This is a genomic window from uncultured Halopseudomonas sp., from assembly GCF_963977355.1.
In the GTDB taxonomy this organism is placed as follows: domain Bacteria; phylum Pseudomonadota; class Gammaproteobacteria; order Pseudomonadales; family Pseudomonadaceae; genus Halopseudomonas.
On the sequence record NZ_CAXBOV010000004.1, the window covers coordinates 62354 to 81687 of the forward strand.

A 19334-nucleotide genomic window follows, 5' to 3' on the forward strand; every position below is an offset into this window, starting at 1 on the left:
ATGGTTCAGCGACGGGCCTTGCCCGGCACCAGCAAAAGATGATCGGGCAACGCCTCGATGGCAAGCCAGTCAAATAGCTGGCCACGATACCGTCCCTCGTTATAAAGCGCTGCCTGGTCATCATAATGGGGGTCCAGCGGGGCTCCTGACTGTCCCATTGGCAGAATGCTCAATGCGCCGTTGATGTCCGCCAGGTCGATCAGTCGCCGCGTTGAAGGCCCTGCCTTGATTTGATAATTCTTTTCCCCGACGTCAAATGACATGCTGTTGAGGCTCTCTTGCCCACCATCGACCGGTGTGGCTTCGCTGTCCAGAAAACCCGCCAAGGGCAAGCGTTCACTCAATGGATGCTTGTGTTGCAGAACGGCAAGCCTGCCCCAGGTCCAGTTCTGCGTCTCGATTCCGAGATCCTGCGAAAGGGATTCAATCGTCTTTATCCAGGCTTGCTCGATAGCGGCCTGGCGTCCATCCATGATGGGTTGCTGACGATTGTCCCACCAGGGTGAGGCGGGCTTCCAATACAGACTGAACAAGCTTTTCTCGGCCATAAGCGTATTGCGAAAAATGGCAAAGTTTTCTTGAAGTTCGTCAGCAAACAGGGCTTCCAGCAAATGATCCTGCCAGCGCTGATACACAGCGGCACCCACTTCGTCACGATCGAAACTGCCATCCCATTCGGCGAGAGTGGCCGCGGCCCTGGCGGCGGGCGCCCGCAGATCGGCACTGAGCAACTGATCATTGAATAGCGGCAGGGCATCCCTGAGCACAGCAAGGGCCTGAGCGCGGTGGGTGTCCAGCTGCATTGCCTTGAATTGTGATAGATCGAACGTGTCGTTGTTATTCAATAATTCCCCGAGTCGTTCCGCTCGTTCTGAAGGGGCGTAATAGCCCGGCAGGAGCCGACTTGGGTTGCTTTGCGGGTAAGGATTATTAGCGCTGAACACATGGCCTTTGGCAGGGTTCACCATTCGCGGATTGGCTGCAAATGGCTGGTACCCGCGAAAAGCGTCATCGCTGGTGCTGCCGTTGAGCAGACTGAAGCCATTGTTGCTGTTCGGCCAGCGCTTGATCAGTCCGATTGCCCACATGGCAATGTTGTCTTCAATGTCAGCATAAATCAGATTGAGGCCAGGGGAGGTATGCAGGGAGGCCGCCTGTTCAAACTCATCCATACTGCTGGCGCGGGACAACCCGTAGAACGCCTTAGCAGAATCGTTGGCAGGGTCGAGAAAGGTCCAGAAAAGGCTGACGGGCTGCTTGTCGTTTTCCAGGTCCTCGGCCGACTGGCCCAGTGGGTCGTTGATGATCGGTCCATGACGGGAGCTACGCAGTCGCACCAGGCGGTCTTCCTGGCCGCGTACCTTGATCACTTCCTCGTGAATCGACAGATCCCTCCAACCCTTTTCAGCTTCCCATACCTGGTTGAGGTTCTCCGGGTTAACCCGCTCGCGATAGAAGTCGATTTCATCGTTCATCAGCATAGTCAGGCCCCAGGCGTGGTGGCGAGTCTGACCGAGCAGGGGAAAGGGGAAGCCGCCGAGAAAATGACCATACACCTCATGCTCCGGAGTCCGGATATGGGCCTCAAACCACACCGCGGGGGCCGCAAAACCAATGTGTGGATCGTTGGCGAGCATGGGCGCACCACTATGACTGCGGCTGCCATTGACTGCCCAGGCGTTGCTGCCCAGAAACTGTCCTGCGGGCAATTGGCGTTCCACGCTGGTCACGCGGCTCAGCAGTTCGTCCGCCCATTGGCCGTCGTAGCTGCTTGCTGTTGCCTCTGCTGGAGCGCTTCTGGGTGGAATGCTCTCCGGCCAACCAGGAACCAGATCCTGCATATGTCGTCTGCCGAGCTTGCCGCGTACCTGGTCGATAAGGGCATCGGTCTTGAAAGCCTCAGCAAAGGAATAGGCCATGTAGCCCATGATGTGCGCGATGTCTTCGGTGGAGAAATAGTCGGGGCGGGTCAGCAGTATGCTGTACTCCAGCGGCTGTCCGCCCTGGTCTATATACTGGTTGATGCCATCCTGGTAGGCATTGATCAACTGTACATGGGGTTGATCAGCCTGGGTCTGAAGATATGCGGCATAGCGTCGCGCGAAGCGGTTGATGCCTAGCGAACGGAAGAATCGATCAGTCTCCAGAGAGTCGGCGCCGAAAACTTCGGACAGTCTGCCAGCCCCAATACGACGTAACATGTCCATCTGAAACAAGCGTTCCTGCGCATGTACGTATCCCAGTGTGCGGTAGGCATCGACATCGTTCTGTGCGTCAATATGCGGTACACCCCAGGCATCGTAGAACACTGAGACCGGGCCACGCAGCCCCGAGAGCTCAAGTTGCCCTTCGCGTTTGGGTTCTGCTCTGTGCAGCGACCAGCCGATCAGAGTACCGATCAACGCAAGGAGCAGCAGTACGACCAGAATTATTTTCAGGTAGCGAAATACACGGGGTGATAGCACGGAGTACCTTATGCGCCGGAGGGACTTCCGGGCATCATGCGCAGACCGGCTTTCGCCGTCAATCTCCATCGACAATCATACAGACAGGGGGGCAGAGCAACCCATGACGCAAAAAGTGGCATTGGTATTGGGCAGCGGCGGTGCCCGCGGCTACGCGCACATAGGCGTGATCGAAGAAATAGAGCGTCGGGGTTATGTGATCGAGTGCATCGCCGGTTGCTCCATGGGCGCTGTGGTCGGCGGTATGTATGCTGCTGGCAAGCTCCAGGAGTACCGTGAGTGGGTATCTGGCCTTGATTATCTGGATGTGCTGAGACTGCTTGATATCGGATTTGGCAACATGGGTGCGATACGTGGTGAGCGGGTATTTGGCAAGATCCGGGAGATCGTTGGGGAGCAGCGCATTGAGGATCTGGCTATTGATTTCACAGCCGTCGCCACTGATCTGACCAATCAGCAGGAGGTGTGGTTTCAGCAGGGCTGCCTGCATCAGGCCATGCGAGCCTCTGCGGCTATTCCCAGCCTGTTTTCGCCGGTACGTCAGGGTGATCGAGTGCTGGTCGATGGAGGTCTCCTCAATCCGTTGCCGATCGTCCCTGTGGTGTCTTCCCATTGCGATCTGATTATTGCAGTGAACCTCAACGGTACACGCATCAACGGTTACACCCTCCCGGTGATCGAGCGTCCGGCGCCAATGCGTCAGCAGTGGGACCAATGGATGGAAACACTGAGCATGCGCAACTGGCGTATGCGCCGCGACGGTATTGAGGGCAAGGACTTGGGTGACGAGCTCGATTATGTTGACGGGCCAGAGGAGGAAGTGCTCGTCGATGAGCCAGATCAGGGCGGTCCCGGCGCTGCCCAGGGAAAACCAGCCCCCGCGCACCTTACCCCCGAAGTACCTGCCGGACCGGCAAGCCTTCTGGAACTGATAAACCTTTCCTTTGAGGCAATGCAGGCGTCCCTGACCCAATACAAGATTGCCGGGTATCCGCCGGATGTAGTCATCGATGTGCCCAAGCGTCTGTGCCGCTTCTTCGAGTTCCAGCGAGCGCCGGAGCTGATCGAGCTAGGTCGGATAGTGGCTAGCGATACGCTGGATCGCTTCGAGAGTGGTAAACCCTGAGTGTCATGGGCGTGCTAAAATTCGCGCTTTACGCCCAATGCTGGAGAGCAGGATGAACGAGACAGTGCGCTTGACCGAGTACAGCCATGGTGCCGGATGTGGCTGCAAGATTTCGCCAAAAGTGCTGGATGAAATCCTGGCCGTTGGCGACGCCGGTCCCGTTTTTCCGCAATTATGGGTGGGTAATGACAGTCGCGACGATGCCGCGGTATTCGGTATCGACAGTGAGCAGGGCATTGTCAGCACCACGGATTTCTTCATGCCGATAGTCGATGACCCCTTTGACTTCGGCCGCATAGCCGCCACCAACGCGATTAGCGATATCTATGCGATGGGTGGGTCACCCTTGATGGCTATTGCGATTCTGGGTTGGCCGGTCAATGTGCTGCCTGCATCTGTCGCGGGACAGGTGATTGCTGGCGCGCGTTCGGTATGCACCGAGGCTGGTATGCCGCTCGCTGGTGGACACTCCATTGATGCCCCTGAGCCCATCTTCGGACTGGCGGTAACGGGTCAGGTTATGCGAAGCCACCTCAAGCGTAACGATCAGGCCCGCTCGGGCGCGCGTCTCTATCTGACCAAGCCACTGGGGATTGGCATTCTTACCACCGCCGAGAAGCAGAAAAAGTTGCGCCCCGAAGATGCGGGTGTTGCGCGGGATCTGATGTGCCAGCTCAACAGCGTGGGCGCCCGCTTTGCAACGCTCCCCGGCGTATTGGCAATGACTGACGTGACCGGGTTCGGGCTGCTTGGCCATCTGGCAGAAATGGCCGAGGGATCTGGCGTCAAGGCGCGAATCGAGGAGAGCCGTGTTCCCCGTCTGGCCAGTGTTGCCTATTATCTGGAGCAGGGATGCGTGCCCGGTGGGTCGGGGCGTAATTTTGACAGTTACGGCCACAAGATCGCGCCCATGCCTGAAGCCTGGCGCAATCTGCTCTGTGATCCGCAGACCAGTGGCGGCTTGTTGGTAGCGGTGGAGCCGAACGCAGACGCTGAATTTCAGGCTTTGGCTCAAGCAGAAGGATTTGATCTGCAGCCCATTGGTGAGTGTGTCGAGGCCGATGGTGGGGCCTGGGTCGAGGTTATCTGATGCGCGAGAATACTGATGATTTCCGCCGGATTTTTCTGCAATCCACGCCCATGATGGATGTAAGAGCGCCGGTCGAATTCAACAAGGGGGCATTCCCCGGTGTGCTCAACCTGCCGCTCATGACGGATGATGAGCGCCAACAGGTGGGCACCTGTTACAAGAACTCGGGTCAGGAAGCGGCCATAGCACTTGGACACAAGTTGGTGCATGGTTCGATCAAGGATCAGCGGGTCGAAGCCTGGGCCGCCTTTGCCGCGGCAAATCCCGATGGGTATCTCTATTGCTTTCGGGGAGGTCTGCGTTCCCAGCTGGTCCAGCAGTGGCTGGCTGAGGCGGGCATAGCTTATCCCCGTATTGTCGGCGGCTATAAAGCCATGCGTCGATTCCTCATCGACAGTCTTGAACACTCTGTCCAGACGTTACCACTGAATATCGTCGCCGGCCTTACAGGCACGGGTAAAACGGAGGTGATATCGGCCTTGAAAAGCAGTCTGGACCTGGAGGGTCATGCCCATCATCGAGGATCCAGCTTCGGCCGTCATGCTACCCCCCAGCCAAATCAGATTGATTTTGAAAATACACTGGCCATAGAGGCGCTGCGCGTAATCGACCAGGGAGCGAGCCAGCTAGTGCTGGAAGACGAAGGACGTATGGTGGGTAGCTGTACAGTTCCCCTGGAACTCTTTCGATTGATGCAGCAGTCGCCGCTGATTTGGCTGGAAGATAGCTTTGATAATCGCGTGGCGCGTATCCTGGGGGACTATGTGGTGGATATGCACGCCGAGTTTGCCGCGCTGCATCCGGATGATCCGCAGCAGGCATTCGAGAGCTTTGCCGAGCATCTCCTGGGTGGTCTATTGCGCATACGCAAACGTCTGGGGGGTGAGAAACAGCAGGCTTTACTGGCAATAATGGAAAACGCATTGGCAGAACAAAAACGCTCGGGTGGCGTTGACGCTCATCGGGAGTGGATAGCCTGTCTTCTGACGGATTATTACGATCCGATGTACGCCTACCAGCGCAGTGGCAAGGATGAACGGGTGGTATTCAGCGGCGATCAGTCGGCGGTAGTTGAGTACCTGGCGGAGCGGACCCGCGCTTGAATCTGCTATGCGTACATAGGTAAAGCGTATGAAGTGTGAACATCAGGGCTGATCTGGTCTAAGTATGACGTTTGGGCTGATATCATCAGATCTGATTGAAACTGTCAGGAGTTGGTACACATGAGTAAAACATTCAGCGGCAAAGTGGCGCTGGTCACCGGCGGCGCGGCAGGTATTGGTCAGGCGACAGCCGAGGCTTTCGCCGCCCAGGGCGCCCGTGTGGTGGTGTCGGATATCGATGAAAAGAGTGGCCAGTCCGTCGTTGAGGGCATCAGGGCAGCAGGCGGTGAGGCTGTTTTTGTGCGCTGCAATGTGGTCAATGCTGATGAGGTCAAGGCGTTGATGGAGGCTGTTATCAGCCACTACGGGCAATTGAACTGCGCGTTCAACAATGCTGGTATAGAGATCGAGCAGGACAAGCTGGCTGATGGAAGCGAGGCCGTGTTCGACAGCATCATGGATGTCAACGTCAAGGGCGTCTGGCAGTGCATGAAGCATGAAATACCGCTAATGCTGGCCAATGGCGGAGGCTCTATCGTCAATACCGCTTCAGTCGCCGGCTTGGGCGCCGCGCCCAAAATGAGTATCTACAGTGCCAGCAAGCATGCGGTTCTGGGTCTGACTCGCTCTGCTGCCGTTGAATATGGCAAGAAGGGTGTCAGGGTCAATGCGGTGTGTCCTGCGGTAATCGATACCGATATGTTCCGCCGCGCCGCTGCGCTGGAGCCTCGCAAGGCCGAGGTCGCCGCTGCGATGCATCCGGTGGGCAGAATCGGCAAGGCCGAAGAAATTGCGGCAGCAGTACTCTATCTGTGTTCGGAAGGTGCCGCCTTTACCACCGGCATCGCGCTCCCGGTTGACGGCGGATCTACCTGTATCTGACCATTCATGCTCGAGGGTCTATTCGTCCCGGCCCTCGAGCATGGTGCGTTTCAACAGCACATAAACCGATCCGGTGCCGCCGTGGCGCGGGGTACAGGAAGTAAAGCCGAGTACCTTGCTGTGCTGCCTGAGCCAGGTGTTCACGTGGCTCTTGAGTATCGGATTGCGGCCGTCCTTGCGTTGCGCCTTGCCGTGGGTCACCCGCACGCAGCGGATCTCCATTCGGTTTGCTTCTGCAAGGAACTCCCAGAGCAACTCCCGGGCCTTTTCCACTGTCATGCCATGTAGATCGATAGACCCCTCGAAGGGTATCAGGCCGCCTTTCAGCTTGCGTAACTGACTCTCCTGCACGCCGTTGGCAGCCCAGGAAAGCTCCTCCTCGGGTAATACATCAATGACAAACTGATCCGACAGACCATCTACTTTGAGGCGGTTGGTCGGCTGAACCGCCAGTTGCCTGGCCGCTTTGATGCGCGCTCTGTCAGCCTTTGGTTTGCCGGTGTCGGCCTGGTCGACTTTGATCGGCCGGGCACCCTTGATCGCCTGACGAAAAAGGTCGAGGTCGTCCGGATCTGTATGGTCTTTGCTCATCGTCAATCGATCACTTGGCAAAAATTGAAGTGTATCAGTAGTTTCCGGGCTCATGGAGGGTAGAATGCGGGTCTGACAGGCAATCAGGAATCAAAGCCATGCACGAACTAACCGCACTAACGACCATCCGTGATTATGTGCGACTCGGAGTAAGCCGCTTTCATGAGCAGGGGCTGTTTTTTGGGCATGGGTCTGATAATGCCTGGGATGAGGCCCGACTGCTGGTGCTTCACGCTCTTTATCTGCCCTGGGAAACGCCTGAAAGCTATCTCGATTGTCATGTTACCGAAGCTGAACGTCACATCATCGTCGCACTGCTCAATCGGCGGATAGATCAGCGTATACCTGCCTCCTATCTGACTGGCCATGCCCGCTTTGCCGGCTATGATTTTTTCGTCGACGAACGCGTTCTGGTGCCACGCTCACCTATTGCCGAACTGATTGCCAATCGATTCGAGCCCTGGCTGGAGCGAGATCCAGTGCGTATTCTGGATCTGTGCACGGGTAGTGGCTGTATTGGTATAGCTTGCGCACACACATTCGAGGACGCTGAGGTGGTCTTGGCTGACTTGTCGGCTGATGCCCTTGCCGTTGCCGAGAGCAATATAGAAGCTCATGGTCTGCAGGAGCGGGTAGAGGCGCGGTGGTCGGATGGCTTCGAGGGAATGCCGGGTGAGCGATTTGATCTGATTGTCAGCAATCCGCCCTATGTGGATGCCGAGGATATGGCAGATCTGCCCGATGAGTATCTGCATGAGCCGGAGATGGGCTTGAGTGCCGGAACGGATGGTCTGGATCTGGTGCGACGTATGCTGGCCCAGGCCGCCGATCACCTTACTGAGAATGGCGTTCTGGTAGTGGAAGTGGGCAACAGCATGGTGCATGTGGTGGCGCAATGGCCAGCGGTTGATTTTGAATGGGTGAACTTCACCCATGGCGGTCATGGCGTATTCGTACTCAGCGCAGCGCAGTGCAGGCAGCATCAGCCGTTGTTTGTGGCAAGCGTTACCTGAGGGTCAGGTGAGGACTATCCACAACAGCATCAGAGCCTGAAAGACCGCAAAAGCAATAAGACATCCGATCGCAAATCGCTGCCCGGTGTCGTTGCTCTTGTACAGGTCGATGGTGCGCTGCAACTGGGCTGTTTGTGCGGTTTGCTTGAGGTTGAGAGCCTCCTGTTCGCGCAACTGTCCCAGCAGCTCGGCCACGTGCACCATCCCGATGCGTTCGCTGTTCCATTGGCTGATCAATTCTTCAACCTTTGCAGCTCTGGCATGCCCAACGGCGGTGGGGTCTTCGGGTTCGGAAACCTCAAAGCCTGCCCTGGACAGCAATTTCCCCCGAACCTGCATGACTTCCTCGCCGGCTGTGCTGGCATCCTGCAGCTGTATTGGGGCAACAGCGTATTCGCCATAACGATGCTGGCACCACTGGATCAACTGAGCCAGCAGGAATCCGCCCATCCCACGCTGGGCTGGCTGCATACGCAGGCCGCTAACCGGTGCGAAACGCACACGCTGGTTCCTGTGGTCAACCAGCACCTCCATATGGTTGGCTCCCTCTGCAAGCGGCTCACCCTCGAGTTGAATCTGTAGTCGTAAAACCTCCAGGTGGGCGGCCTGGTCGTGAAAGACGGTTACCCGAGCCAGGCGTTCCGGCTGGGTCATTTTTCTGTTCTTGAATACTGGTTTGAGCTGTATCCAGTAGAGATCGGCAACACGCATACGCGCAAAGGGATCACGGGCGGGCTTGGCCGGCAGGTCAGTCTTTTCCTGTTTATCCTTAGCGCTGGTTCGGGTATCGCTCATCGTTTCTGGCTGCCTGGACTGGTTTCTCACTCTCGAGGTTATCGGCTGTCTATACCAATTCTGCAAGACTCTTTTTCCATCACAGCAAGTTGGCCAATGCTTGCCAGATAAGGCGAGCCGCCAGTAGCGTCAACACCAGGTTGAATATCAGGGCGAACCGCTGGTCGGTGCGCCGTTTCAACAGGTGCAGGCCAGCCCAGGTACCCAGTGCGCCTGCGGCTATCATTGCCGCAATCAGTGCAAGCCATTCGCTGAAAACAAATCCCGCTGCGCCATACACGATCGCTTTTGGCGCATGCTGCAGGGTCATCGCAGCAGCGAAGGTAGCGACCGTAGGTAGAGGTTGTTCCTGCTGCTGCTTGATGAATGCGGCCACCAGCGGTCCTGTGGCGCCTACAAACAGACTTACAAAACTGGTCAGCACGGCGGCAAGAAGGGTACCTGCTGCGCCCGTCGCTACTCTGGGGATCGGGGGTCCCCAGCAGAGCAGAAGTATGAAGCCGGCGATGCACAGCTGGATCAGGGGCAGGGGCAGGCCGACCAGAAATTGGCTGCCAAGCCAGGCTCCCAAGACGACCCCCGGCGCAAACCAGCCGATAATTCTTATGTCGATGTAACGGAAGGTCATCAGTGCCCGGCCCGCATTGGACCCCAGCTGCACAACTCCGTGCACAGGAATAATCGCCGCAGGTGGCAGAACAACGGCCATCAACCCGAGTAACAGAACCCCACCGCCAATGCCCACTGCGGCGGTAATGGCAGATGTTGTAGCGGCGGCAACGATCAATATGATGGCAGACAGACCGGACAGGTCCGCAGGGAGGAGGGCTTCTATCAGGGCCTGCATGATGACCTGCAATCAGAACAAAAACATAGCCTAGCGGGCCTCGGTCGGGCTGTCACCTGCGCCGGCCCGGCGTTATACTGCTCGGCCTCCATTATCAGACTTCAGGTTGCGCGCATGTCCGGGAATACCATTGGCACCTTGTTTACCGTCACCACGGCTGGCGAAAGTCATGGGCCGGCACTGGTTGCCATCGTTGACGGTTGCCCGCCCGGACTTGAATTGAGCGTTGCTGACTTGCAACACGATCTGGACCGCCGCAAGCCGGGTACCAGCCGGCACACTACCCAACGTCAGGAGCCCGATGAAGTCGAGATTCTGACCGGAGTGTTTGAGGGTCGTACCACCGGCTGCCCGATTGGCCTGCTGATTCGTAATACCGATCAGAAGTCCAAGGATTACTCAGCAATCAAGGATCTGTTTCGTCCAGCCCATGCTGACTACACCTACCATCACAAATACGGCGTACGCGACTACCGTGGCGGCGGACGGTCCTCGGCGCGGGAGACCGCGATGCGCGTCGCGGCAGGCGCAATTGCCCGTAAATACCTGGCCAGCCAAGGCATTACGGTGCGTGGCTATATGAGCCAGCTTGGGCCGATCGAGATACCGTTTAAAAGTTGGGAAGCGGTCCACGATAACGCCTTTTTCAGTGCCGACCCAGCCAAGGTTCCTGAGCTGGAGGCCTACATGGATCAGTTGCGCCGGGATCAGAACTCGGTGGGTGCGCGAATCACGGTTGTAGCTGAAGGAGTGCCGCCTGGGCTTGGCGAGCCGGTATTTGATCGTCTGGATGCTGAGCTGGCCTATGCCCTGATGAGCATCAATGCAGTCAAGGGCGTTGAAATAGGGGCCGGATTCGCCTCTGTGGCGCAGCTGGGTACAGAGCACCGTGATGAACTGACCCCTGAAGGATTCACTAGCAACCATGCCGGGGGCGTACTTGGCGGTATATCTTCAGGTCAGCCCATTGTTGCCCATCTGGCGTTGAAGCCGACCTCCAGTATCACGACGCCAGGTCGCTCGATTGACGTGGATGGCAATGCCGTAGAGATCATTACCAAGGGCCGACATGATCCCTGTGTAGGCATCCGCGCCACGCCCATCGCGGAGGCGATGATGGCTATTGTGCTGCTCGACCATCTGTTACGTCATCGCGGCCAGAACGCGGATGTGAAGGTAGGCACGCCGGTTCTCGGTCAACTGTAAACATGCATTCCGGATCGAATTGCTCACCGTGAGTTTGGCGCTCCCCTACTGGCGGCTGTCCGGGTTCTACTTCGCCTATTTTGCGTTACTGGGTGGAGTTGCGCCGTTTCTGGCGCTGTATTTCGATCATTTGGGTTTCAGTCCTGCCCGCATTGGCGAGCTCATTGCGATACCCATGTTGATGCGCTGCGTGGCGCCCAACCTGTGGGGCTGGCTAGGCGACGTGAGCGGTCGCCGACTGACAATCGTTCGTCTCGGCGCGCTCTTTACGGCCATGGCATTCACCGGCATCTTCTATCGGCAGGATTATCTCTGGCTAGCGCTGATCATGGCCGCGCACAGTTTCTTCTGGCATGCGGTGCTCCCGCAATTCGAAGCGATCACACTGAGCCACCTTGGACCTCAGTCGGCACGTTACAGCATGGTCAGGCTCTGGGGTTCGGTGGGTTTCATTGCCACCGTAGTGGTTCTTGGGTTGCTCCTGGATGTGTTTACCCTGGACATCTATCCGGCTGTAATGCTCGGGATCATGTTTGCGATATTCCTTTGCAGTCTGATTGTCCCACCGACGCCAACACCCATCGCGCGGCCTCGAGGTGAGCCGGTCGAGCGGTTCGTTACATTGCTGTGCAAACCGGGTGTAATCACCTTTTTCATCTGCGTAGGCCTGATGCAGCTGTCCCATGGCCCCTATTACACCTTCCTGACGTTACACCTCGAATCACTCGGCTATAGTCGTGGCCTGATCGGTCTGCTCTGGGCGCTGGGTGTGGTGGCTGAAATCGTCCTTTTCCTTTTCATGACCCGGTTATTGGCGAGGTTCAGTCTCAAGCATCTGCTTGTAGTGAGCCTGCTATTGGCTTCCCTGCGCTGGCTCTTGCTCGGTAGCCTGGCAGACAATCTGTTGGTATTGCTGCTGATACAGCTCTTACACGCAGCCACATTTGGCAGCTTCCATGTGGCGGCCATCCACTTTATCCAGCAGAGCTTCAGTGATCGCCTGCAAGGCCAGGGTCAGGCACTGTACGCCTCGCTTTCGGGCGTAGGGGGCGCGCTCGGCGCATTGTTCTCAGGTTACAGCTGGGCGTCGCTTGGGGCGCAATGGACATTTGCTATTGCCGGTCTGGCTGCACTGCTAGCCGGCATCCTTCTCTATCGAGCGTTGCCTTCCAGGTAGGCGGTTGCTCTGCCCGGAATATCCAGGCTGTATGCTCGCCTGCTGGCACCCTATACTGACCCGGCATCCACTTACTCTGGGAAGTATGTAATGTCGATTCTCGCGGTCTATGCTGACAGCCAGCTCCAGGTACCGATCAAGGTATTAACCCATCTAGAGGACATACTGCCGATTCTGACCTCGGCGGGTGTGTCATTGAAAACCGTCGGGGAAAGCATACCTGATAGCCGCACGATCACCGCGACGCAGGCTATTGAAGTATCTGGCGAACTGCTGGCGACAATGGGTGTCGAACTGTCACAGGAGTTTGCCGAGGTGCTGGAATTGAAGGGGCCTCCCGGTTACGTGGAAGCCGCTGCTGACCAGCAGCACACTGAACAGATGCTGGCTGGGGACAGCTTTTGGCTGTTTCTTGATGGAGCTGCGACACTGTGTATGCATCACGACGGCAGACTTCTGGTACTGGGTTGTAGACGCGGTGATTTGCTTGAGTTGCCCGAAGGCATGGCTCACTGGTTAGTGCCCGTGACGGCCAGGCATTGCCTGATCGTACGGATCGGGCGCTATAAGGGCGCGCTCTCGGCCGGTCCGACAGGCGACGATATAGCCAGTCGCTACCCGGTGCTTGAACTATGACCCGCTCGCGGGTCAGTGGCGTGAAATCTTTCCAACAAGGAGTTGTATATGGACGTTAATTTTGGCGGTGGCATTCTTGGCTTGATCATTCTGATACTGGATATCTGGGCGATCATCAATATCGTGCAAAGCAGTTCGGGTAATGGTGCGAAAGTACTTTGGGTCTTGCTGGTACTTCTGCTGCCAGTCGTCGGTTTGATTATCTGGTTCTTCGCCGGTCCTCGGGGCAGGGCGGCCTGAGTGGTTGAAGACGATAGCCCGGTAGCACTGGTTACCGGTGCCGCCCGGGGCATCGGCAAAGGGATCGCCGCCAGTTTGCTGAAAGCAGGCTGGTCGGTGGCACTCGCCGATATCGATGATATAAACGGCCGGGCTGCGGCGGAGGATCTGGCGAGACTTTGCGGTGCCAGCGGCCGAGTCGAATTCATCCCGATGGATGTGTCAGATGAATCCAGCGTAATGGCCTGTCTGGAACAGCTGGAAGACGATTTTGGCCGACTAGACGGCCTGGTCAACAATGCGGGAATCGCAGATCCCGACAACGGACCGGTGGAGCAATTAAGCCTTGAAGCCTGGAATCGATTGCTGGCTACCAACCTGACAGGTCCCTTTCTGGTATCCAAACACGCCATTGGATTGCTTCGCGAATCAGGCGGGGCAATCGTCAACATAGCTTCTACTCGAGCCCTGCAATCTGAGGCCAATACCGAAGCTTACGCATCGGCCAAGGGAGGCATGGTGGCACTGACCCATGCCTTGGCGGTCAGCCTGGGCTCAGCGGTTCGGGTTAATGCCGTGAGCCCGGGTTGGATTGATACGCGGGAGCTTGAGCAACAGCGTAATGATCCACTGCGCTCTGTCGACCACCAACAGCATGCAGTTGGACGGGTCGGACAACCTGGAGATATCGGATCTTTGGTGGCCTTTCTGCTCAGCCCTGCAGCTAGCTTCATCACCGGGCAGAATCTTGTCGCCGATGGCGGCATGACTCGCCAGATGATTTACGTGGAGTAGCTACAGTCTTACTTTTCCACGAACGCCCGTTCGATCACATAGTGCCCAAGATCACCATGGCGTGCCTCCTTGAAGCCCCGGCTGTCCAGTGTATGGCAAAAATCCTTCAGCATGCTTGGACTGCCGCAGAGCATGAAGCGATCCTGTTCCAGATCGAATGCGGGTAAACCAATGTCTTCGAACAGCTTCCCGCTCTCCATCAGGTCCGTAAGCCGGCCTTGAGTATGGAAGGGCTCGCGGGTCACTGTTGGGTAGTAGATCAACTTTTCACGTATTTCCTCCCCCAGATACTCATGGTTGGGGAGCTGGTTGGTAATCATGTCCTGATAGGCCAGTTCACGCACGTGGCGGCACCCATGGGTCAAAATGACCTTGTCGTATTGCTCGTACGTTTCGGGGTCCTGAATGATACTGATAAAGGGTGCGAGGCCGGTCCCTGTGCTCAGTAGATACAGGTTGCGCCCGGGCAACAGGTGGTCGAGTACCAGGGTTCCGGTCGGCTTGCGACTAATGATGATCTGGTCTCCCTCGTTGATATTTTGCAAGCGGGAAGTCAGCGGCCCGTCTGGCACCTTGATGCTGAAAAACTCGAGGGTGTCCTCGTAGTTCGGGCTGGCAATGCTGTAAGCACGCATAAGTGGACGGCCTTCCACTTCCAAGCCGATCATGATGAAGTGCCCATTCTTGAAACGAAATCCCGGATCGCGGGTGGTACGAAAGCTGAACAGGTTGTCTGTCCAGTGATGGACACTCAGTACGCGCTCGGTGTTGAAGCCTGCCATTGCCATTCCTCGGTCAGCGGATTTGCGAGCAGTGTACTGGCAAGCTAATCTATCGGTTAAACGGTTTATATAATTATATGTAATCGGAAAAATCGATAATGAAATACAGTCTAAGGCAACTGGAAGTCTTTCTCGCAACGGCTTTCCATGAAAATCTGACTCGCGCGGCGGAAAGCCTAGCCATGTCCCAGTCTGCGGCCAGCAGCGCTCTGCGCGATCTGGAAAATCAGTTTGGTATTCAGTTGTTTGATCGGGTTGGCAAGCGTTTGCAATTGAACGAACTGGGTCAGTCAATCCGGCCGCGTGCACAGGCGCTGATGGAGCAAGCCGAGAGTCTGGAGCTGGCATTGGGGCGTCAGCTTGCCAGCGGCAATCTCAAGGTTGGAGCGACCCTGAGTATCGGCAATTATCTGGCTGTAGAAATTATGGCCCGATACATGCGCGAGCAGAACGGAGCGCGGGTCAAGCTTGAGGTAGCCAATACCTCAAGTATCGTCCAGAGGGTGTTGAACTTCGAGCTCGATGTAGGTTTGATAGAAGGGGAGGCGCAGCATCCAGAGCTGGATATGTTGCCCTGGAGAGAAGATAGCCTGGTGGTGTTCTGTGCGCCTGATCACCCCTTGGCTGGCCGTCCTTGGTTGACTGACGCTGATCTGCTTGAAGCCCAATGGATTGTTCGTGAGCCAGGTTCCGGAACACGGCAACATTTCGAATGGGCCATGCACGGTCTGTTTCCTCAGCTCCAGATAATGCTGGAATTGCAGCACACCGAGGCAATAAAGAGAGCGGTCGAGGCGGGGTTGGGAATTGGTTGCCTTTCGGCTATTACACTGGTCGAGGCTTTCGAGCGGGGAAGCCTGGTTCCCCTGCCTGTCCCTCACCGTGATTTCAGACGTCGTTTTTATTTCGCCCTGCAGCGCAACAAATTCCGCAGTGCCGGAATAGAGCATTGGCTGCGCCTGTGTCGCGAGCAGGGTCAGAAGTCAGAAGGCTAGCTGAGGACTACCCGCGCCTGCAGGAGGGCGCGGGAGCTCAGATATTACTGCTGGGACAGCACTAGCTCGCCATTCTCCAGAGGTATCTTGCTGCCTGGATCTGAAGCCATACGCACTCGACCAGTCTCTTCCCCAATCGTGTAATCGACATTGTATCCCACAATCTTGTCGCTGCTGTCGTATACGGTTTCGCAACGGGTTTCGGTGGTGGTGTAGGTGTCGTTGCCCTGCATGCGTTCCTGCGTTTTGTTACCGGCATAGCCACCGGCCGCGGCGCCCGCTACCGTGGCGATCTTTTTACCGCTACCGCCGCCAACCTGGTTACCCAGCAAACCACCAACTACGGCTCCCGCCACGGTACCCAGTACTCGATTTTCATCCTGCACAGGCTTCTGTCGCGTGACAGCTACGTCCTGGCAGACTTCACGCGGGGTCTTGATGGTTTCCTTGATCGGATCCACATTGGTCACGTCTGCATGTGTGGGTGTCTTGTTTGTCATGACGGTATAGCCGGCAAAAGCGCCGCCAGCAGTTGCTACAACTGCGCCGAGCACGATGCCGGTCAACATTGATTTATTCATGTTTGAAACTCCAATACGTTAAGACCGGGCTAAACCCGAAGTGGACTTCATTGGGACAGCGTTGCAACCTAATAGTTCAACTTCTCTATGATAAACGCAATTGCTAAAAATCTCCCTGGGAGGGCAGATTACTGTGCGTGATTTTCGATCAGTTGGGTAAATTGCGCGGCGGGTACCGGTGGGCTGAAAAGATAGCCCTGGTAGGCATGACAGGATTGTTGCTGCAAGAAGGCGAGTTGCTCTTGTGTCTCGACACCTTCGGCGATGAGGTCAAGACTGAGGTTGCGAGCCATTGAGATGATGGCTCTTACGATCTCGGCATCGTTGCTGTCTTGCGTGCAGTCGCGGATAAACGACTGATCGATCTTCAACAAGTCCAAGGGTAGTTGCTTGAGGTAGCTCAGGGAAGAATAACCGGTTCCGAAATCATCAATGGCGAAGCATACACCCATAGCCCTGAGTTCATGCATCTTAGCAATGGTGTCGTTGATATTCTGAATTACGATATTCTCGGTTATCTCCAGTTTGAGGGTTCGGGCCGGCACTGACTGCTCGGTTATCGCCTGACGCACCTGGCTGACAAATTCTGGATGCCGAAATTGTCGCGGACTGATGTTGACGCTCATGCTGAAGTGCTCGGGATCGATCAGGCGCCGCGCGATCAATTGAGCCAGAAAGGCGCATGCTTCATTCAGGATCCACTGGCCTACCGCGAGAATCATTCCGCTTTCCTCGAGCACCGGAATGAAACTGGCAGGACTGATCATTCCCCTGTCTGGCTGTTCCCAGCGGATCAATGCTTCGGCCCCGATGATTCTGTTGTTCAGGGAGTCAATTTGTGGCTGGTAAAAGAGACTGAACTGGCCCATGTTCAGCGCAGCACGCAGATCGGTCTCGATGGAAAGTCGTTCGCTCGCCGCACGCTGCATGGCCTGTTCGAAAAAAGCCATGCCGTTGCGGCCGGATTCTTTAACCTTGTACAGCGCGATATCGGCCCGTTTGAGCAAATCCTCAGGGTTGTTGCCGTGTTCGGGTAACAGAACGATGCCGATGCTGCAGCTGAGTTGCAGATTGTGCCCCTCAACAATCATCGGCGCTCCGATCTCCATCAGCAGTGCCTCCGCATGGCGCTGTACAGCAACTGCCACCTCGGTCTGCGTACCCTGGAGTCCGGTGAGAAGTACCACAAACTCGTCTCCGCCTAGCCGGGAAACGGTGTCTTCCTTGCGCACCCTGGCCAGCAGCCTGGAGGTAACCTCCTGAAGGACTGAGTCGCCGCAGGAGTGGCCAAGCGAATCATTGATGTGTTTGAAATGGTCCAGGTCAAAGAACAGCAGTGCGCCATGCAGGTCATGGCGGGTCAGAAGTGCCAGGGTCTGGTTGAGTCGGTCGGTCAGAAGTAGTCGATTGGGCAGGTCGGTGAGTGCGTCATGGTAGGCAAGGTGCTTTATCTTGGCCTCAATGAGTTTCTGATCAGTAATGTCCCGGCTGGTAAGGACCATGCACTCGACGTTATTGATGATCAGGGGTTCGATGGACACGGCGACCAGAAGCTCACGTCCTTCTTTGCTTAACACGCGCATTTCCTGTTGCAATACCCGACCGTTATTCTCCAGCGTATGGATCAGTTTTGCGCGCTCATTGTAATCAGCCCATATGTTGAGTTCGCGGGCAGTGCGACCAATAACGTCCGAAGGGGTGTAACCGGTCAGGCGGGTAAAACCTTCATTGATTTCAAGGTGCATACCGCTGGCTTTCTCGGTGATGCTGATCGCGTCAGGGCTGGCTCTAAAAGCACCTGAGAATTTTTCTTCCGAAGCGCGCAGGGCGGCTTCCACCTGCTTGCGGGCGGTCACGTCCTTAAAAGCAGTCAGAACGCACATTTGACGATTGACCGTGAAAAAACTGCTTGAGACTTCGCAAGTAACCTCTCGGCCGTCCTTGGTCAAAAAGTCGAGTTCTAATCCCGCAAGGCGATTCTCCTGATGAATTTTCTCAATGACGCTGTCACGCGCTCCAGGATTTTTCCACAGGCCTACTTCTATCCCTGTCCTGCCGACTATGTCTTCTGCCGTGTACCCAAAAAAATCTGTGAAACAGCGGTTGATCTCGACGACCAAATTCGACCGGGCATTAACCAGAATATAAGGGTCTGGTGCTCTTTGAAAAAGGGCGGAAAACTTCGCCTCGCTCTTTATCAGGGCCTGCTCATTACGGCGGCGGTCGGTGATGTCGACAAGAGTCCCCACGAAGCGTTGAATCTTGCCTGTGGGCCCGCGATACAGTTTGGCTGTTGCTTCAACCCATCGGGGGGAAAGCTGGTCGGTGTTCAGACGGTAGACTAGTCGATAGCGGGGGAGGTTGTTGCGGCAGATCGAGATAAAGCTGCGGCGCAGCTGGCGCCTGTCAGCGGCGTGAATGTCGCGCATGAATGTCTTGAGTGGTCCGCTCCATGGCTCTGGAGAATGACCATGCAGCATGGATACTCGTGAGCAGCAGTGCAGCACACCGGTCCCTAGATTCCAGTCCCAGGTTCCCATTTGTGAAGCATCCAGAGCGAGGCTCAGTCGTTCCTGACTCTCGCGTAGCTTTGCCTCCACGCTGCCCGTTCTTGCCGGCGATCCAAACTTGCCCTCGTGTGCGGTAGACAGACGACACATCGTTCCGTCGATATTGACGCTGCGCATGGACACGCGGCAAATCTTCAGATGCCCGTCGCTGCAAAGTAGAATGGCTTCAAATTGATGGATACTGCCATGCAGATCAAATGCCGTCAGGAGCTGTTGGCGCTGTTCACTGCTGATCCAGATAGGTGATTGAGAGGTTAGACCTCCAACCATTTCGTCTCTCGACCATCCGAACATCTCGCAGAAAGCGTCGTTGACATCCATTACACGGCTGGTACTGGCTTCGGCCAGCATTCCAGCTACCGGCATACTATGGAACAGTATGCTGAAGGCATCGTCGCTGTTGGAAGCGTCGTCACGCGCGGGGATATAACCTTCAGGCGTGCCGGGTGTCTGGCTCATCG

At 56.3% G+C, this 19334-nt stretch carries 18 protein-coding genes; 11 read left to right on the forward strand and 7 right to left on the reverse strand.

All coding sequences use genetic code 11. From position 1 onward, the window contains the following. Positions 1-5 precede the first annotated feature (5 nt). Positions 6-2465: a penicillin acylase family protein gene (locus AAC076_RS02895; protein WP_339842869.1), complete on the reverse strand. Its 2460-nt coding sequence runs from the start codon at positions 2463-2465 to the stop codon at positions 6-8. A 103-nt stretch (positions 2466-2568) separates the two neighbouring features. Here AAC076_RS02895 and AAC076_RS02900 point away from each other — a divergent pair, with 103 nt between their 5' ends. From AAC076_RS02900 to AAC076_RS02915, 4 genes are all read left to right on the forward strand, one after another. Continuing rightward, positions 2569-3591, forward strand: a complete 1023-nt coding sequence (locus tag AAC076_RS02900; RefSeq protein WP_339842870.1) for a patatin-like phospholipase family protein — start codon at positions 2569-2571, stop codon at positions 3589-3591. Between the two features lie 52 nt (positions 3592-3643). Further along, complete coding sequence (selD, locus tag AAC076_RS02905) at positions 3644-4681, forward strand: selenide, water dikinase SelD (RefSeq protein ID WP_339842871.1); 1038 nt, start codon at positions 3644-3646, stop codon at positions 4679-4681. Continuing rightward, positions 4681-5784 carry a tRNA 2-selenouridine(34) synthase MnmH gene (mnmH, locus tag AAC076_RS02910; protein ID WP_339842872.1) on the forward strand — a complete coding sequence of 368 codons (1104 nt, stop codon included), beginning with the start codon at positions 4681-4683 and terminating at the stop codon, positions 5782-5784. The genes selD and mnmH overlap by 1 nt, the downstream gene beginning before the upstream one ends. Before the next feature lie 120 nt (positions 5785-5904). After that, complete coding sequence (locus tag AAC076_RS02915) at positions 5905-6666, forward strand: SDR family oxidoreductase (RefSeq protein ID WP_339842873.1); 762 nt, start codon at positions 5905-5907, stop codon at positions 6664-6666. A gap of 18 nt (positions 6667-6684) precedes the next feature. Here AAC076_RS02915 and AAC076_RS02920 read toward each other — a convergent pair whose 3' ends face one another. Then, entirely contained in the window at positions 6685-7257 is a 573-nt protein-coding gene (locus AAC076_RS02920; protein WP_339842874.1) for a Smr/MutS family protein, read from the reverse strand. A gap of 98 nt (positions 7258-7355) precedes the next feature. Between AAC076_RS02920 and prmB the strand changes: the two genes are divergently transcribed. Next, positions 7356-8270 (forward strand): 50S ribosomal protein L3 N(5)-glutamine methyltransferase, encoded by a 915-nt coding sequence (prmB, locus tag AAC076_RS02925; protein WP_339842875.1) that lies wholly within the window; start codon positions 7356-7358, stop codon positions 8268-8270. A 3-nt stretch (positions 8271-8273) separates the two neighbouring features. On the opposite strand, the gene AAC076_RS02930 is transcribed toward prmB, so the two are convergent. Both AAC076_RS02930 and AAC076_RS02935 read right to left on the reverse strand, forming a co-directional pair. Beyond that, positions 8274-9065, reverse strand: a complete 792-nt coding sequence (locus tag AAC076_RS02930) for a hypothetical protein (RefSeq protein WP_339842876.1) — start codon at positions 9063-9065, stop codon at positions 8274-8276. A 79-nt stretch (positions 9066-9144) separates the two neighbouring features. Next, complete coding sequence (locus AAC076_RS02935) at positions 9145-9912, reverse strand: TSUP family transporter (protein WP_339842877.1); 768 nt, start codon at positions 9910-9912, stop codon at positions 9145-9147. Positions 9913-10026: 114 nt separating this feature from the next. On the opposite strand from AAC076_RS02935, the gene aroC reads away from it, so the two are divergent. The 5 genes from aroC (at position 10027) to AAC076_RS02960 (ending at position 13945) form a co-directional block, all read left to right on the forward strand. Beyond that, on the forward strand, positions 10027-11118 hold the full coding sequence (aroC, locus tag AAC076_RS02940; protein WP_339842878.1) for a chorismate synthase: 1092 nt from the start codon (positions 10027-10029) through the stop codon (positions 11116-11118). 28 nt (positions 11119-11146) lie between these two features. Then, a complete protein-coding gene (locus AAC076_RS02945; protein ID WP_339842879.1) occupies positions 11147-12295 on the forward strand; it encodes an MFS transporter in 1149 nt (382 codons plus the stop codon). A 90-nt stretch (positions 12296-12385) separates the two neighbouring features. Next, a complete protein-coding gene (locus AAC076_RS02950; protein WP_339842880.1) occupies positions 12386-12931 on the forward strand; it encodes a hypothetical protein in 546 nt (181 codons plus the stop codon). Positions 12932-12979: 48 nt separating this feature from the next. Continuing rightward, entirely contained in the window at positions 12980-13171 is a 192-nt protein-coding gene (locus AAC076_RS02955; RefSeq protein WP_339842881.1) for a PLDc N-terminal domain-containing protein, read from the forward strand. Continuing rightward, positions 13172-13945, forward strand: a complete 774-nt coding sequence (locus AAC076_RS02960; protein ID WP_339842882.1) for an SDR family oxidoreductase — start codon at positions 13172-13174, stop codon at positions 13943-13945. Positions 13946-13953: 8 nt separating this feature from the next. Here the strand turns inward: AAC076_RS02960 and AAC076_RS02965 are convergent, their stop codons facing one another. After that, positions 13954-14727, reverse strand: coding sequence for a ferredoxin--NADP reductase (locus AAC076_RS02965; protein ID WP_339842883.1), 774 nt, complete (start codon positions 14725-14727; stop codon positions 13954-13956). A gap of 98 nt (positions 14728-14825) precedes the next feature. Between AAC076_RS02965 and AAC076_RS02970 the strand changes: the two genes are divergently transcribed. Next, positions 14826-15722, forward strand: a complete 897-nt coding sequence (locus tag AAC076_RS02970) for a LysR substrate-binding domain-containing protein (RefSeq protein WP_339842884.1) — start codon at positions 14826-14828, stop codon at positions 15720-15722. Between the two features lie 44 nt (positions 15723-15766). Here the strand turns inward: AAC076_RS02970 and AAC076_RS02975 are convergent, their stop codons facing one another. Beyond that, positions 15767-16303: a glycine zipper 2TM domain-containing protein gene (locus AAC076_RS02975; protein WP_339842885.1), complete on the reverse strand. Its 537-nt coding sequence runs from the start codon at positions 16301-16303 to the stop codon at positions 15767-15769. Positions 16304-16431: 128 nt separating this feature from the next. Then, on the reverse strand, positions 16432-19332 hold the full coding sequence (locus AAC076_RS02980; RefSeq protein WP_339842886.1) for an EAL domain-containing protein: 2901 nt from the start codon (positions 19330-19332) through the stop codon (positions 16432-16434). Positions 19333-19334: the final 2 nt, after the last annotated feature.